Raw genomic sequence first — 13,179 nt, forward strand, 5'->3', positions numbered from 1 at the left:
CTCGTGGGGGTTGCGTGGGGGAACTGCCTGACGAAACGGGGGATCTCAGGGGGGCGAGATCACATGCCGCGCGGCTTCAGCGCGTGCTCGGCCAGGCCGCCGAGCCAGTCGATGAGGAACGCGATGGATGCGGTGAGCACGCCGCCGACGATGGTGACGGGCATGCGGTTGAGCTTGAGCCCGTTGATGATCAGCTCGCCGAAGCCGCCGGCCGCGACGAAGGCGCCGAGCGTGGCCACGCCGACGGTCAGGACGAGCGCGGTACGCAGCCCGGCCAGGATCGCCGGCACCGCGAGCTTGAGCTCCACCCGCCGCAGCACCTGGCCGCGGGTCATGCCCATGCCGCGCGCCGCCTCGATGAGCGCGGGATCGACCTGCTGCACGCCGACCATGGTGTTGCGCAGCACCGGCAGCACCGCGTACGCGACGAGGCCGACCAGCGCGGTCGTGAAGCCGACGCCCATCAGGAACGTGGCGAGCACCAGCAGGCCGATGCAGGGGACGGCCTGGCCCAGGTTGCCCACGGTGAGGATGAGCGGCGCGACGATCTTGTTGCGGGCCCGCGAGGCGACGATGCCGAGCGGGATGGCGATGACCACGACGAGGAGGGTCGCGGCGGCCGTCATCTTCAGGTGCTCGACGGCCTTGGTGACGATGACGGAGGTGTTCAGGCTGCGCTGCTCGATCGAGTCCAGCTCCAGCGTGCCGACCCAGAGATAGAGGGCGGCGAGCACGACGAGCACCGCGACCGGGGTGAACAGCAGGCTGCGGACACGGGGCATGCGCCGTTCGAGGGGACGGGCGGGCGCGGCGCGCAGGGTCTGGGCGGTCACCGGAGACCTCCGCTTGCCGCGCCCTCCTGCTCGGGCGCGCCGACCGCCGCGCAGAGCGAGGCGTAGGTGAGCACGCCCGACGGCGTGCTGCACCGGTCGGTGCCGTGGGCCAGCATGAGGTCGAGCGCCTCGCGCAGCGTGGTGCCGGCCGCCACCTGGAGCAGCGCCGGGTCTGGGGAGGGCTCGGCGGGCGGGATGTCCTCGATCCGCAGCAGCGCCAGCCGCTTGAGCGTGCCGTCCTGGCCGATGAAGCTGGCCACGTAGTCGTCGGCGGGGTTGGCGAGGATGTTGGCGGGGGTGTCGTACTGGGCGATGTGGGAGCGTTCGCGGAGGATCGCGATGCGGTCGCCCAGCTTGATCGCCTCCTCGAAGTCGTGGGTGACGAAGATGATCGTCTTGCGGAGCTGCTTCTGCAGGCGGACGAACTCGTTCTGCAGGTGCTCGCGGGTGATCGGGTCGGTGGCGCCGAACGGCTCGTCCATGAGCATCACGGGCGGGTCGGCGGCCAGGGCCCTGGCGACGCCGACGCGCTGCTGCTGGCCGCCGGAGAGCTGGCGCGGGTAGCGGTCGCGGAACGCCGACGGGTCGAGGCTGACCAGTGCGAGCAGCTCCTCGACGCGCTCGGCGACCTTGGCCTGGGACCAGCCGAGCAGCTTGGGCACCAGACCGATGTTCTGCGCCACGGTCAGGTGGGGGAACAGGCCGACCTGCTGGATGGCGTAGCCGACGTGCCGGCGCAGCTCGTCCGGGTTGAGGCTGAGCACGTCCTCGCCGCCGATGAGGATCTCGCCGGACGTGGGCTCCACCAGCCGGTTGATCATCTTCATCGTGGTCGTCTTGCCGCATCCGGACGGCCCCACGAACACGACCAGCTCGCCCGCCGGGATGTCGAGGGTGACGTTGTCGACCGCTGGGGCGGCCTGCCCCGGGTACTGCTTGGTCAGCGAGCGCAGCTCGATGCGCACGCCTTCGGAGTCACGGTCGAACACGAAGCCCCCTCGGGGTGGTCAGTAGGCGGACGGCGAAGAAGAACAGGTCGAACAGGATGGCGATGACGACGACGCCGAGGGTGCCGGCGAGCGTGGCGTTGAGCGAGTTCACCGAGCCGAGCCTGGACAGGCCCTCGAAGATCTGGTTGCCGAGGCCGGGTCCGTCGACGAAGGCGGCGATGGCGGCGATGCCGATGAGCATCTGCGCCGAGATCCGCACGCCCGCCAGGATCAGCGGCCAGGCCAGCGGGAGCTGCACCTGCAGCAGCACCCGCGTACGGGTCAGGCCCATGCCGCGGCCCGCCTCCACGGTGGCCGCGTCCAGGCCGTTGAGGCCGGTCACGGTGTTGCGGATGATCGGCAGGAACGCGTACACGACGAGCGAGACCAGCGTCGAACCCCAGCCCAGACCGGTGATCGGGATGAGCAGGGTGAGCAGCGCCAGCGAGGGGATCGTGAGGATCGCCGCCGAGACCGCTATGGAGCTGCCGCGTACTCTCGGAGAGTCGTAGGAGAGGAGCCCGACGGCGACGCCGATGAGGGTGGCGATGAGGATCGCGATCGCCACGACCAGGGCGTGTTCGGCGGCGGCCAGCGAGAGGGTGTCCCATCGAGAGACCACGTACTCGCCGAAACTCATGAAGTGACCACCTTCGCTTACGCTTGCATGGATTCGCAAACGTATGCGATCTGTTGCGGTGAGCGCAAAATGAGATGCAGCTAGCGCAACACTAGTGCAATGCTTTCGTTATGAACGGACAAGGATGACGGAGAAGCCGCCAGTGTCCTCGGCCGGGCTACGCCGGGACATGGAGATCCTCGAAGTACTCGCAGGTCATGGGGATGAACGGGACGCCGACGGCTTCGGCGTGAGCTGGATCGCAGAGCGGCTCGACCGGGAGAAAAGCCAGGTCTCGCGGGCTCTGCGGTCACTGGAGCTCGAAGGCATGGTCGAGCGCGACCCGCTCACTCGCCGTTACCGGCTCGGGTGGCGGTTGTTCGCGCTCGCCGCCCGCACCCAGCACGCGCGGCTCGTACGCCTGGCCGCCCCCTACGTCCGGCGCCTGGCCGCCGCGTTCGACGAGGACGCCTACCTGTGCGTGCTGCGCGGCAGCATGGTGCTGACCCTGCTGTCGGTACCCTCGTCGCGGGCTTATCACCGGGTGTGGGAGGGTGTGTCGGTCCCCGTCATCATGGCGGGGGCAGGTCGCTCCCTGCTGGCCGACTGGGACGACGACCGCGTCCGCGAGCTGCTGCGCGCCACCCTGCCGTCGGGGCTGGACAGCGCGGTCGGCAGCGAGGAGCAGTGGCTGGCCGAGCTGGCGCACGTGCGCACGGCCGGGTACGCGATCTCCGACACCGAGCTGGACGACACCGAGGTCGGGGTGTCGGCTCCCGTACGCGATCATCGCGGACTGATCACCGCGGCGCTCACCGTGTCGGTCACCCGGACGTCGGGGCGGGCCCGCCTGCACGAGATCGGCGGGGTCGTGGCGCAGACTGCGGCGGAGTTCTCGATCGGGCTGGGCCACGGCCCGGCGGGTCCCCGTCCGCCGGGCGAACCGTCCCGGACCCGCCGCGCCACCCGCCCCGCCCCATCGGACCCCGCCCCCGAGGCCCCGTCAGACCAGGGCCCCGCTGTTTCGCACGACCCCGCCGTTTCGCACGACCCCGGCTGCGAGCTCTAACGAGCTCTGGCCGGCTTCAGCGGCTCTGGCGGCGGACGCGGTAGCGCAGGTGGAGCACGCGGTCGCCCCTGATGACCACGTGCGGGTCCTCCAGCAGGTGCTGAGCGTCCAGCGAGCCGAAGTACCGCTTGCCAGAGCCGAAGACGACCGGCACGACGTCCATGGCCACCTCGTCCACCAGCCCGAGGGCGAGGGCCTGGCCGCCGACCTCGCCCGCCGCCACGCCTACCGTGCGCTCGCCGGCCAGCTCGCGCGCCTTGGCGACCGCCTCGGCGACGCCCTCGACGAAGTGGAAGGGCGCGTCCGGGTGCCAGCCCTCGGGCCGGGGCCGGTGCGTCACCACGACGACGTGCTCGCCCGACGCCGGGCGGCCCGCCCAGCCGTCGGTGCTGTCGAACAGGTGCCGGCCGATCACCAGCGCCCCGACCTCCGGCAGGACCTGCTGGAGGTAGGCGGCCGACGCCTGCGACACCCGGCCCATGCCGACGTCCACGGTGCCGTTGCCGTACCAGTCGAACAGCGGGCCGACCTGGTCGTGCGCGTCGGCGATGAAGCCGTCGACCGACACCACGTTGTGCATCACCACGGTGCTCATGAGATCTCCTGACAGCGTCCGTGAGCCGGTCCCGGACGGGACCGCTCGCCCATGCGTCGAACGGCCGGCCCCCGGATCGACACGCCTCAGGAAAAATCTCTCACAGGCCCTTGGCGGCGTAGTCGTAGCGGTCGTTGAAGCGCACCCACGCCTTCTTGCCCTCGAAGAGCTGGAACGGGTCCGGCTGCCACTTCTTCTCGTCTTTGAGGAAATAGTTGTTGCGCTCGCAGGAGCCGCGCGCCCAGAACGACGAGATCTTGTCACGCCAGTAGCGGGTGAAGGTGAACTTCTTGCACTTCGACGGTGACGAACGCCACTTGGCCATGGCGCCGCGCCAGTTCCTGTGCTCGTACACGCAGTACCAGCCGCGCGGACAGGACGCCTGCGTGGCCGACAGCAGCAGCCGCACCGAGCCGCCCTCCCAGGCGATCTCGTTGTTGCTGATCTTCGTCCCGTACGGGATCGCGGCCAGGTAGGCGTTGATCCGCGCGGCGTTGGCGGCCGCATGGGCCGGGGCGGCGTTGAGAGCGCCCGCCACGACCACTCCGGCGGCGATCACCGCGCCGGCCCGCACCAGCGTGCGCCGCGCCCGGCCGGTCCCGGTGATGGTTGTGTGGCTCATGTCGTCCTCCCCTTCGGGTGATCCGTCGGGAGAGACGCTAGGTGGCGCCGTGTTGAGCGCCTGTTGAGTCCATGTTGAGCGAATGGCATGACCTGCGGCATTTGCCCGGCGAAGGCGGGGTCATGGCGTCTATGTTGATCTCTTGGAACGTTGAACATGATGCTGATGAGGAGGCTGTGATGGGGGAGAACGCAGATCGTGCCGCGCTGGCCGCACGCATGGACACCTCCGTCCCGCACCCCGCCCGCGTGTGGGACTACTGGCTGGGCGGCAAGGACAACTACGCCCCCGACCGCGAGGTCGGCGAGGAGATCGTGAAGGTCATGCCCGACCTGCCGGTCAACGCGCGGGCCGAACGGGAGTTCATCGGCCGCGTCGTGCGCCACCTGGCCGGCGACTGCGGCATCGACCAGTTCCTCGACGTGGGCACCGGCATCCCCACCGCCGACAACACGCACCAGGTGGCCCAGCGGGTCAACCCCAAGGCCAGGATCGTGTACGTCGACAACGACCCGATCGTGCTGGTCCACGCGCGGGCGCTGCTGGTGGGCACCGAGGAGGGCGCGACCGACTACCTCGACGCGGACCTGCGCGAACCCGCGCCGATCCTGCGCGACGCGGCCCGTACCCTCGACTTCTCCCGTCCGGTCGCGCTGTTGCTGATGGGCGTGCTGGAGTTCGTGCCGGGCGCCGAGCCGGCGCACGCCTCGGTGCGCACGCTCCTGGACGCGCTGCCGTCCGGCAGCTACCTCGCGCTCGCGCACAGCGTGCGCAGCGCCTCGATGGACAAGGCCGCCGCCGAGTGGAACGCCAGCGGCGCCACCCCGCTGACACTGCGCACCGAGGACGAGCTGCGCGCCTTCTTCGACGGCCTCGACCTGCTGGAGCCCGGCCTCGTCTCGCTGCCGAAGTGGCGCCCGGAGCCGGAGACCAGCTTCCAGGACCGCGAGGTGTTCCAGTTCGGCGCCCTCGGCAGGAAGCCGTAACCGCTCAGACGCTGCGCAGCACCGACACCACGATGCCCAGCACCGTGGCCTCGTCGCCGTCGATCACCTCGTACGCCGGGTTGCGCGGCTCAAGATAGACGTGGCCGCCGCGGCGGCGGAAGACTTTGACGGTGGCCTCGCCGTCGATCATCGCGGCGACGATCTGGCCCGAGTGCGCGTCGGGCTGCTGCCGTACGACGACGACGTCGCCGTCGCAGATCGCCGCCTCGATCATCGAGTCACCGCGCACCCGCAGCGCGAACACCGTGCCCCGCCCCGTCAGGTCGCGCGGCAGGGTCAGCGTCTCGTCCAGCAACTCGTCGGCCGGGATCGGCACGCCCGCCGCGATGTCGCCCACCACCGGCACGCTCACCAGGTCGGCGGCCGGCTCGGCGGACTCGGAGCGCAGGAAAAGCCGTACGTCGATCGGCCGCGCCATCGCCGCGCCCCTGCGCAGCAGCCCCTGATCCTCCAGCGCCTTCAGGTGCTTGGACACCGTCGAGGTCGACCGCAGCCCCACCGCCCTGGCGATCTCGCGCGTGCTCGGCGGGTAACCGTGCCTGACCACCCAGTCCCTGATCGTGGCCAGGATGTGCTGCTGCCGCTGGGGGAGGTGGTGGACGTCGAGGTGCTCGAACGCGTCGCCGTAGGTGCTCACCGCCGAAATGCTAGAGCCTGCCGCGTCTTTCCGCGGTCATCGAGACGTCAGGTGAAGGACGAAGGTCCTTCGAACGAGGGCCGTCCAGCACTGACGCCCGCTTGCCGAACGGGCTGGGACGGAGAGGTACGAACAATGCGCCTCGGAGAGGAAGCCCTCCATGACCACCATGCACAAGCCGGTGTCCGACGTGGTGGCTCAGCGAGGAGCTGTCCTCGGGAGCGTGTCCGCAGATGGTGATGCGGCGAGCACAGCGCGGTCCGGCGGCCTCTGCCGGCCGCGGTTCCGATGCGTCCGAGAGACGTGCCTGGCTCTTTGCCCTAACCTTTCATGACATGTCCGGTGGTGAGGCGGCGTGGAAGGCGGCGACGCCGCACCAGCCATGTTCGCCGAAATGAACCTACGCATGCTCGTCGTGGCCGGCGGGCGCGAACGATCCTTGGACCAGTACGAAGCCCTCGCAACCGAAGCCGCGTTGGGGGTGACCACCACGCACTCCACCCCACTCGGCCACCTCATCCTCACCATGCGGGCTTTGTAGCCGCGTCCGGCGCTCACCGCCCGCTTAGACAGCGGCGGCCGGCGCTCACCGATCGATGTTCACCATGCCGTGACTGCCGTGACCGGTCGGCGGGCGCCAGTCGGAGCGGCGGGGCCTGATCGCGCCGCGCAGGTAGAGGGCGTGGGCGGCGCGCCGCGCGAGGATGTCGAGGTGCGCGTCGAGCAGCGGTACGTGGGTGTCGGCCAGTTCGGTGCGGATCACGCGTACGAGATGGTCGAGCAGCGGCAACTCGGCCGGATCGGCGGGCCGCTCAGGCGCGATCTCATCACGGTGCAGCCCAGGCCGCCGAGGGTCCTCCTGCTCCCCACAGACCCGGCACTCCTCCTCGGCATCCGGGTCGCCCGGGTCCTTCCAGGCGACGTAACGATGAGGCTGGACATGCGACTCATACATGACAATCACCTCATACCCAGCCTAGAAGCCCGTATGGCCCCCGACCAGCGCCAGGCCGAGCCCCGCTCGCACACGCGGCCCCCGACGCCGAGTCGCGCCGACGCGCGCGGGCCGCGACGCCGAGTCGCGCCGACGCGCGCGGGCCGGGACGTCGGATGGTGCTGAGGCGCGCGGGCTGCTGCGCCCGGCCGCGCTGGCGCGCGGGTTGCTACGCGCGCTCGTGCTGAACGCGGCCCACATCTACGCGGCCCTGGGCAACATCGACGTCTACACCACCCTCACAAGCGAACGCGGCTGGCCGCCGTCCCGCGTCGAAGGATGGTGGTCGGAAGCCCTGCCCCGCGAACTCCTCGGCCCCTGACGGTCCGGTGAACGGGTCGGCGGCTTCCTGTGCCGGCCCGTCGCTACTCTTCGCTCAGACCATGACCGTCGATCAGCCGTGAAGCGGGAGCAGGCCAGGATGCCCGAGCCAGTCAAAGCGTTCACCGAACCATCCGGGATCTCGCATCTCTTCGGAGTCGCGGACTTCGAAGTCATCGAGGGGATGTTCCCGGACGAGACCACTATCTGGCACATCGGAGATCCGTCTCCGACGTGGCTCATGACCGGGCCCAACGGTGTGACCCTCGGACTCGATCGCGACGTGCGGGCCTACGTGCGTTACGAGTGATGGGACGTGCCGCCACCGCCGCCGGAGCCCTCATGGCGGTCATGGGAAGGGGAGATCTTTCTGACGTCCGGGCGGATCGTCGCGGTGAGCTTCTTCGACGAGGCTGATTACCACACCCTGTTCGACCTGGGCCGCCGGGCCGCGAAGTGGCCGGTCCGGATCTCCACGAAGGCTCCGGTCAACGTCGCCGACCCCGCGTTTCCTCGCGACATCTTTCGAGCGCACCTGTTCACCTTGCAGTTCTGGAGCGGCTGACCGCAAGGGAGCCCGCCGCCACCAGGACCGCGTGCGTGACCGTGAGGTGGAACACGTGGCGGCGGGGCTTCCGGACCCGGCCGGCCGGCAGCGGGGCGTGCTCGTACCCGGACGGGCGGCCGATCATCTCCGGCTCGCCGTCAGGCGGGGAGGCGGATGGACATGGCGTGGTGGAAGATGTTCTTCGGGTCCCAGCGGGCCTTCACGCGCTGCAACCGCGGGTAGTTCCCGCCGAAGTACAGCGTCGTCCAGGGGACGCCGGAGGTGTTCCACTTCGGGTCGGCGTGGTCGGTGTCGGGGTAGTTGATGTAGGCGCCGCCGCAGTTGCCCCCCGGCACCGGTACGCCCCCGGTCGTCGCGTACAGGTCCCGGTGGAGCTCCCGTACCCACCGGAGCTGGGTGCCGTCGTCCTTGGCGTCCTGCCAGGTGGCCAGGCAGAAGACCTTGAGGATGGAGTCGCGTTCCGCGGTGGCGGTGGCGGCGGAGGGGACGGTGTTGACCTGGCCGCCGTACGACACCGCCCACAGCGCCCGCGTCGTCGAGGCGGGCTTGCTCAGGTGGTCGTAGGCGACGTCGATCTGCCGGTCGGTGAAGCGCTTCCGCAGATATCCGGACTTGACCTTGAAGTGGCTCGACTGCTCGCCCTCGCTGAGCGCGAACGAGCGTATCGCCTGGTACCAGGGCTGCCGCCCGATCGGCAGGACCGTCGCGGCCGGCGTGACGCCCTCGCCCACGGCGGCGATGAAGTCCTTCATGCGCTTCTCGGCGTCGGACCCGGTGGCGTCCATCTGGCAGGCCAGGACGATGCCGCCCGGGTCGGCGCCGTCGCTCCTGCCGTTCACCATCAGCACCCCGAACAGCGACGCGTACGGCGACGAGGGGTCGCTGTTGCGCTCGTGCCAGGCGCCGTGGTTGCGCAGCAACCGGCGGAACGCCTCCTTCGTCATGCCCTGCCACGACCAGACGGCGACCCCGGTGAGCAGCTCGGCGGGCGGCCGGGGCAGCAGCTTCGCGGGGTCGTTCCCCTTGGCCTTCGGGTCGCGCAGCCAGTAGCGGGTGACGATGCCGAAGTTGCCGCCGCCGGCCCCGGTGTGCGCCCACCACAGGTCGTGGTGGGGGTCGCGCGGGTCGCGGGTGGCGACGACGGCGCGGGCCCGGCCCGACTCGTCCACCACCACGACCTCCACGGCGTGCAGGTAGTCGATGGTGAGCCCGTACCGGCGGGACAGGGCGCCGTAGCCGCCGCCCACGATGTGCCCGCCGGCCGCGACGGTGCCGCACTGGCCGCCGGGCAGCGTCACGCCCCAGCCGAGGTGGAGGGTCCGGTACACGTCCATCAGCGTCGCGCCGGGCTGGACCATGAACGCGCCGCGCCGCTCGTCGAAGGAGACCTCGTTCATCTCGCACATGTCGATGACGACCTGCGATCCGTCGCCGACGAAGTTCTCGTAGCAGTGGCCGCCGCTGCGCACGGTCACCCGCTTGCCGGCGCGTACCGCGTCGCCCACGGCTTTCACCACCTGCTCGGTGGAGCCGACCACCTGGAAGTACTCGGGCTCGGGACGGAAGCGCTGGTTCATGCCGCGGACGGCGAGGTCGGCGTAGCGCGGGTCCTTCTGCCCGATGCGGACGGGGCCGAGGCCGGCGCCCTTCCCGGGTGCCGCGGCGGCGGCCGGCAGCGCGGGGATGAGGCCCGCGGTGGCCACGCCGCCCAGCGCCGCCGTACCGCCGAGCAGCCGCCGGCGCGTCACATCACTCATGTCAGCAACTCCTGGTCATGCGGGGAAAATTCAGACCCCACCGACGCTAGGAGCGGCGCGATGGCCGGGGAATGCACCTAGGTACACCCCCGTGCGGAGCTGGTTGCACTTTCAGGGTCGGCGGCGGCGTCCGCTGCGGCGCGGCGCGGGCTCGGCGCCGTCGAGGAGGCGAGCCGCCGCTCCTCGCGCGGCCCTCCCTACGTCTTTTGAGCGGAAGTCCGGCTCCGGAGTACAGGTGCGGCGCCGGGCCCGCCCGTTGTGCCGATTCCGTGGATCGCCGAACCGTTTCGCCGCTTCGGACGTCTTCAAGAGAACGGGGGCGTATGGGAGTGAAAGGTGGGCCGGACGAACATGATCATGCCGGAGACCGTGCTGGCGGGGCGCTACCGCCTGCTGTCGCGGCTGGGCAGCGGGGGGCACGGCGAGGTCTGGCGGGCCCTGGACGTCCTGCTCGACCGGGTCGTCGCGGTGAAGACCGTACGCGCGGGGCTCGACGGGGACGCGGCGGCCAGGTTCCACGCCGAAGCCAGGTCGATGGCGACCGTCGAGCATCCCGGGGTGGTCGGGGTGTTCGACTACGGGATCGCGGACGTGGACGGGCGGCGCACGCCGTACCTGGTGATGAAGTACCTCGACGGGGAGCCGCTGCACCTGCTGCTGGAGCGCAGGGGACGCATCTCGGCCGGCGCCACGATGGACCTCGTCGCCCAGACGGCCGAGGCGCTGCAGGCCGCGCACGACGCCGGTGTGGTGCACCGCGACGTCAAGCCGGGCAACCTCATCGTCAGGGCCGACGGCAGCGTCGTGCTGACCGACTTCGGCATCGCCCGCGCGGCCGAGGGGCACAAGCTGACGGCCTCGGGCATCGTGCTGGGCACCGCGACGTACTGTGCGCCCGAGCAGGCGGAGGGCGCCGAGCCGACCGCGGCCATGGACGTGTACGCCCTGGGCGTCGTCGCGTACGAGTGCCTGTCGGGCCGGCCGCCCTTCCACGGGGACAACGCGGTCGCGATCGCGCTCCAGCACGTCCATGACCCGCCACCGCCGCTGCCGGCGGACGTCCCCCCGGCGGTCGCGGAGGTCGTGAGGCGGGCGCTGACCAAGGATCCGGCGGCCCGCTGGCCCAGCGCCGGCGCGCTGGCCGCGGCGGCCCGCGCGCTGTCCGGCGAGGTGGCCGCCGACTCGCCGCTGACGGACGGTTTCCCGGTGACCCCCTCGACCGAGGAGCCGGCGCCGCGACGGCCCGAGACCGGTTCGGGTGACACGGCCGGGCAGGCGGCGGAGAAGACCACCCGTGCGCGGGCCGGCACCGGGAGAAGGGCCGCCCGGCGGCGCGGCGCCGCGACCGCGGGCGCACTGGCCGCCGCCGGCATCGCCGCGGCCGCCGTCTGGGCGCTGCTCCCTGACGACCAGCCCCGTACGCCGTCCCAGGCCGGAGCCGAGATGACGCCGGAACCCGCCACCCCGTCCGACCCCACCCCCGACCTCGTGACGCACACGAAGGACCCCGAGCCGAGCGAGACCCCGGAGACCACCACCGACCCCCCGACCGTCGAGCCCACGCAACCCACCCCCACCCCGGAGGAGGGCGCGATCGTGGGCGGCATCAGGTACGCGGGCGCGTCCAAGGACTACCAGCCCGGCATGGTGCAGGTCTTCACCGACAAGGGCAAGCGCGTGGCGCAGCGCAAGGCCGACCGCGACGGCTACCGCTTCTCCCTCCTGCCGGGCGGCTACCGCCTCCAGGCGGCGCTCGGCGGCGCCAAGTGCTGGACGCTGGCCAAGGTCAGGTCGGACCGGACGACCAGGGCCGACCTCACCTGCCGCGCCCCGAAGCCGGAGGAGCCGCCGTTCCAGGGCGCCGCCGTGCGGGACGCGGCCGGCGACGCCAAGCCGGGCGCCCCGGACGCCGGCAAGGCGCCCCCGTACGCGGACCTGCTGGCGGCGGTGGCCAAGGGCGGCGAGGACGGCGTGACGGTGGAGTGGGTCACCGGCGGCGCGGTCCCGGCGGACGGCGCCGGGCAGTGGACCGTCACGTTCACGCAGTCCGGCCAGAGCGGGACGGTGACGCTGACGGGCGCCAAGGGAGCGTGGACCGTGGACGCGTTCGGGAAGACGACGGCCGTCAAGCCCGCGCTCTCGGGTCAGGGGGTCGCGGTCACGCTCAGCCGGGCGACGCTGGAGGCCGCCCCGGTCGACCTGACGAAGCCGTACGAGGTGGGCGGCGCCGCCGCCACTGTGACCGCCACTGTGACCGCGGGCGCGCACACCTGGACGGACACGGCCCCCTAGAGCGAGTGGCCGAGCACCGCGACGAACGCGGCGATGCGCTCCTCGTCGCGCCGGTAGTGCGTCCACTTGCCGATGCGGGTCGAGCGCACCAGCCCGGCCCGCTCCAGCGCGGCCATGTAGGCCGACACGGTCGACTGGGCGAGCCCGGTCTTGGCCTGGATGTGGCTGACGCACACGCCGGCCTCGTGCGGGTCGGCGATGCCGTCGGCCACAGGGAAGTGCCGCTCGGGGTCGCGCAGCCACGACAGCACCTGCAGGCGCACGGGGTTGGCGAGCGCCTTGAACACCTCGACCAGGTCGGGTGGCGATGCGGTCATGAGCGGTCCAATGGCAGAGCGAAAAGTATCGTTATGCTACCGGCCCGAGCTCGAAGGAGAGGTGCGGGGCGAGGGCGCGCAGGAAGTCCGCGGCGTCGAAGAGCGCGCCCGCCGACGCGACGCCGGTGGTCCTGACGCGCCCCGACAGGATGCGCTCGACCGCCTCCACTGCCAGGGGCGCGCTGACGGCGTAGATGTCGCGGCCCCTGGCCACCGCCCGCCGTTCCTCGCCGCCCGTGCGGACGACGACGTCCACCAGGAACGTCTCCGCCGGCCTGCCGCGCTCGTCCGCCGCCGCGGGGGCGGCCAGCTCGCGGGCCGCCTCGGCCGCCATGTACGAGCGCACCTCGGGGATCCGCAGGTGGCTGGGGATGGTGACGATGTCGGCCATGGAGAAGTCACCGATGACGGCCCGGGTCCCGAGCGGCTCGGGGAAGTCCCAGTCGAGCGCGGGCGGCTGGTCGTCGGCGGCCCGGCCTCACGACCCTTTCCCACGCCGCCGATCGGCGTCAAGAGCCACAGATCCCGCTCCGACGTGGTCGTGGGCCTGCTCGACACC

General features: G+C 71.4%; 17 protein-coding genes. 7 read left to right on the top strand and 10 right to left on the bottom strand.

Features of this window, described 5'->3' with window-relative positions:
* Positions 1-59: 59 nt before the first annotated feature.
* From ABZW11_RS45380 to ABZW11_RS45390, 3 genes are read right to left on the bottom strand one after another with little or no spacing between them, the layout of a single operon-like run.
* Positions 60-833: an ABC transporter permease gene (locus ABZW11_RS45380; RefSeq protein WP_355432500.1), complete on the bottom strand. Its 774-nt coding sequence runs from the start codon at positions 831-833 to the stop codon at positions 60-62.
* Complete coding sequence (locus ABZW11_RS45385; RefSeq protein ID WP_355432502.1) at positions 830-1,822, bottom strand: betaine/proline/choline family ABC transporter ATP-binding protein; 993 nt, start codon at positions 1,820-1,822, stop codon at positions 830-832. The genes ABZW11_RS45380 and ABZW11_RS45385 overlap by 4 nt, the downstream gene beginning before the upstream one ends.
* A complete protein-coding gene (locus ABZW11_RS45390) occupies positions 1,809-2,462 on the bottom strand; it encodes an ABC transporter permease (protein ID WP_355432505.1) in 654 nt (217 codons plus the stop codon). Before ABZW11_RS45390 ends, ABZW11_RS45385 begins: the two co-directional genes overlap by 14 nt.
* A 169-nt stretch (positions 2,463-2,631) precedes the next feature.
* Between ABZW11_RS45390 and ABZW11_RS45395 the strand changes: the two genes are divergently transcribed.
* Entirely contained in the window at positions 2,632-3,510 is an 879-nt protein-coding gene (locus tag ABZW11_RS45395; RefSeq protein WP_355432542.1) for an IclR family transcriptional regulator, read from the top strand.
* A 16-nt stretch (positions 3,511-3,526) separates the two neighbouring features.
* Here ABZW11_RS45395 and ABZW11_RS45400 read toward each other — a convergent pair whose 3' ends face one another.
* Together ABZW11_RS45400 and ABZW11_RS45405 are read right to left on the bottom strand one after the other, a co-directional pair.
* Positions 3,527-4,105 carry a dihydrofolate reductase family protein gene (locus ABZW11_RS45400; RefSeq protein WP_355432507.1) on the bottom strand — a complete coding sequence of 193 codons (579 nt, stop codon included), beginning with the start codon at positions 4,103-4,105 and terminating at the stop codon, positions 3,527-3,529.
* Positions 4,106-4,205: 100 nt separating this feature from the next.
* Complete coding sequence (locus ABZW11_RS45405; protein WP_355432509.1) at positions 4,206-4,727, bottom strand: peptidase inhibitor family I36 protein; 522 nt, start codon at positions 4,725-4,727, stop codon at positions 4,206-4,208.
* Between the two features lie 179 nt (positions 4,728-4,906).
* On the opposite strand from ABZW11_RS45405, the gene ABZW11_RS45410 reads away from it, so the two are divergent.
* Complete coding sequence (locus tag ABZW11_RS45410) at positions 4,907-5,713, top strand: SAM-dependent methyltransferase (protein ID WP_355432512.1); 807 nt, start codon at positions 4,907-4,909, stop codon at positions 5,711-5,713.
* A gap of 4 nt (positions 5,714-5,717) precedes the next feature.
* On the opposite strand, the gene lexA is transcribed toward ABZW11_RS45410, so the two are convergent.
* On the bottom strand, positions 5,718-6,371 hold the full coding sequence (lexA, locus tag ABZW11_RS45415; RefSeq protein WP_355432515.1) for a transcriptional repressor LexA: 654 nt from the start codon (positions 6,369-6,371) through the stop codon (positions 5,718-5,720).
* Between the two features lie 355 nt (positions 6,372-6,726).
* On the opposite strand from lexA, the gene ABZW11_RS45420 reads away from it, so the two are divergent.
* The gene (locus ABZW11_RS45420; RefSeq protein ID WP_355432518.1) at positions 6,727-6,912 is read left to right on the top strand and encodes a hypothetical protein; all 186 of its coding nucleotides are present in this window, start codon (positions 6,727-6,729) and stop codon (positions 6,910-6,912) included.
* A gap of 45 nt (positions 6,913-6,957) precedes the next feature.
* Here ABZW11_RS45420 and ABZW11_RS45425 read toward each other — a convergent pair whose 3' ends face one another.
* Positions 6,958-7,326: a hypothetical protein gene (locus ABZW11_RS45425; RefSeq protein ID WP_355432521.1), complete on the bottom strand. Its 369-nt coding sequence runs from the start codon at positions 7,324-7,326 to the stop codon at positions 6,958-6,960.
* Between the two features lie 220 nt (positions 7,327-7,546).
* Here ABZW11_RS45425 and ABZW11_RS45430 point away from each other — a divergent pair, with 220 nt between their 5' ends.
* The 3 genes from ABZW11_RS45430 to ABZW11_RS45440 all read left to right on the top strand — a co-directional run bounded on the left by ABZW11_RS45430 (position 7,547) and on the right by ABZW11_RS45440 (position 8,251).
* Positions 7,547-7,687, top strand: coding sequence for a hypothetical protein (locus tag ABZW11_RS45430; RefSeq protein WP_355432524.1), 141 nt, complete (start codon positions 7,547-7,549; stop codon positions 7,685-7,687).
* A 99-nt stretch (positions 7,688-7,786) separates the two neighbouring features.
* Entirely contained in the window at positions 7,787-7,996 is a 210-nt protein-coding gene (locus ABZW11_RS45435; RefSeq protein ID WP_355432527.1) for a hypothetical protein, read from the top strand.
* 84 nt (positions 7,997-8,080) lie between these two features.
* On the top strand, positions 8,081-8,251 hold the full coding sequence (locus ABZW11_RS45440) for a hypothetical protein (protein WP_355432530.1): 171 nt from the start codon (positions 8,081-8,083) through the stop codon (positions 8,249-8,251).
* A gap of 140 nt (positions 8,252-8,391) precedes the next feature.
* On the opposite strand, the gene ABZW11_RS45445 is transcribed toward ABZW11_RS45440, so the two are convergent.
* Entirely contained in the window at positions 8,392-10,011 is a 1,620-nt protein-coding gene (locus tag ABZW11_RS45445; RefSeq protein WP_355432532.1) for an FAD-binding oxidoreductase, read from the bottom strand.
* 351 nt (positions 10,012-10,362) lie between these two features.
* On the opposite strand from ABZW11_RS45445, the gene ABZW11_RS45450 reads away from it, so the two are divergent.
* Entirely contained in the window at positions 10,363-12,303 is a 1,941-nt protein-coding gene (locus tag ABZW11_RS45450) for a serine/threonine-protein kinase (RefSeq protein ID WP_355432535.1), read from the top strand.
* On the opposite strand, the gene ABZW11_RS45455 is transcribed toward ABZW11_RS45450, so the two are convergent.
* Together ABZW11_RS45455 and ABZW11_RS45460 are read right to left on the bottom strand one after the other, a co-directional pair.
* Positions 12,300-12,620 carry a metalloregulator ArsR/SmtB family transcription factor gene (locus ABZW11_RS45455; protein WP_345385540.1) on the bottom strand — a complete coding sequence of 107 codons (321 nt, stop codon included), beginning with the start codon at positions 12,618-12,620 and terminating at the stop codon, positions 12,300-12,302. The two genes, ABZW11_RS45450 and ABZW11_RS45455, sit on opposite strands and share 4 nt — an antisense overlap.
* Positions 12,621-12,651: 31 nt before the next feature.
* Complete coding sequence (locus ABZW11_RS45460) at positions 12,652-13,011, bottom strand: hypothetical protein (protein ID WP_355432539.1); 360 nt, start codon at positions 13,009-13,011, stop codon at positions 12,652-12,654.
* Positions 13,012-13,179 lie beyond the last annotated feature (168 nt).

The sequence above is a fragment of the Nonomuraea sp. NPDC004580 genome, from assembly GCF_040609855.1.
Taxonomy (GTDB): domain Bacteria; phylum Actinomycetota; class Actinomycetes; order Streptosporangiales; family Streptosporangiaceae; genus Nonomuraea; species Nonomuraea salmonea.

Coding starts and splice junctions, on each gene's coding strand:
- ABZW11_RS45390 (WP_355432505.1), bottom strand. CDS start 2,462: ATGAGTTTCGGCGAGTACGTGGTCTCTCGATGGGACACCCTCTCGCTG.
- ABZW11_RS45395 (WP_355432542.1), top strand. CDS start 2,632: ATGGAGATCCTCGAAGTACTCGCAGGTCATGGGGATGAACGGGACGCC.
- ABZW11_RS45400 (WP_355432507.1), bottom strand. CDS start 4,105: ATGAGCACCGTGGTGATGCACAACGTGGTGTCGGTCGACGGCTTCATC.
- ABZW11_RS45405 (WP_355432509.1), bottom strand. CDS start 4,727: ATGAGCCACACAACCATCACCGGGACCGGCCGGGCGCGGCGCACGCTG.
- ABZW11_RS45410 (WP_355432512.1), top strand. CDS start 4,907: ATGGGGGAGAACGCAGATCGTGCCGCGCTGGCCGCACGCATGGACACC.
- ABZW11_RS45425 (WP_355432521.1), bottom strand. CDS start 7,326: ATGTATGAGTCGCATGTCCAGCCTCATCGTTACGTCGCCTGGAAGGAC.
- ABZW11_RS45435 (WP_355432527.1), top strand. CDS start 7,787: ATGCCCGAGCCAGTCAAAGCGTTCACCGAACCATCCGGGATCTCGCAT.
- ABZW11_RS45445 (WP_355432532.1), bottom strand. CDS start 10,011: ATGAGTGATGTGACGCGCCGGCGGCTGCTCGGCGGTACGGCGGCGCTG.
- ABZW11_RS45450 (WP_355432535.1), top strand. CDS start 10,363: ATGATCATGCCGGAGACCGTGCTGGCGGGGCGCTACCGCCTGCTGTCG.
- ABZW11_RS45455 (WP_345385540.1), bottom strand. CDS start 12,620: ATGACCGCATCGCCACCCGACCTGGTCGAGGTGTTCAAGGCGCTCGCC.
- ABZW11_RS45460 (WP_355432539.1), bottom strand. CDS start 13,011: ATGGCCGACATCGTCACCATCCCCAGCCACCTGCGGATCCCCGAGGTG.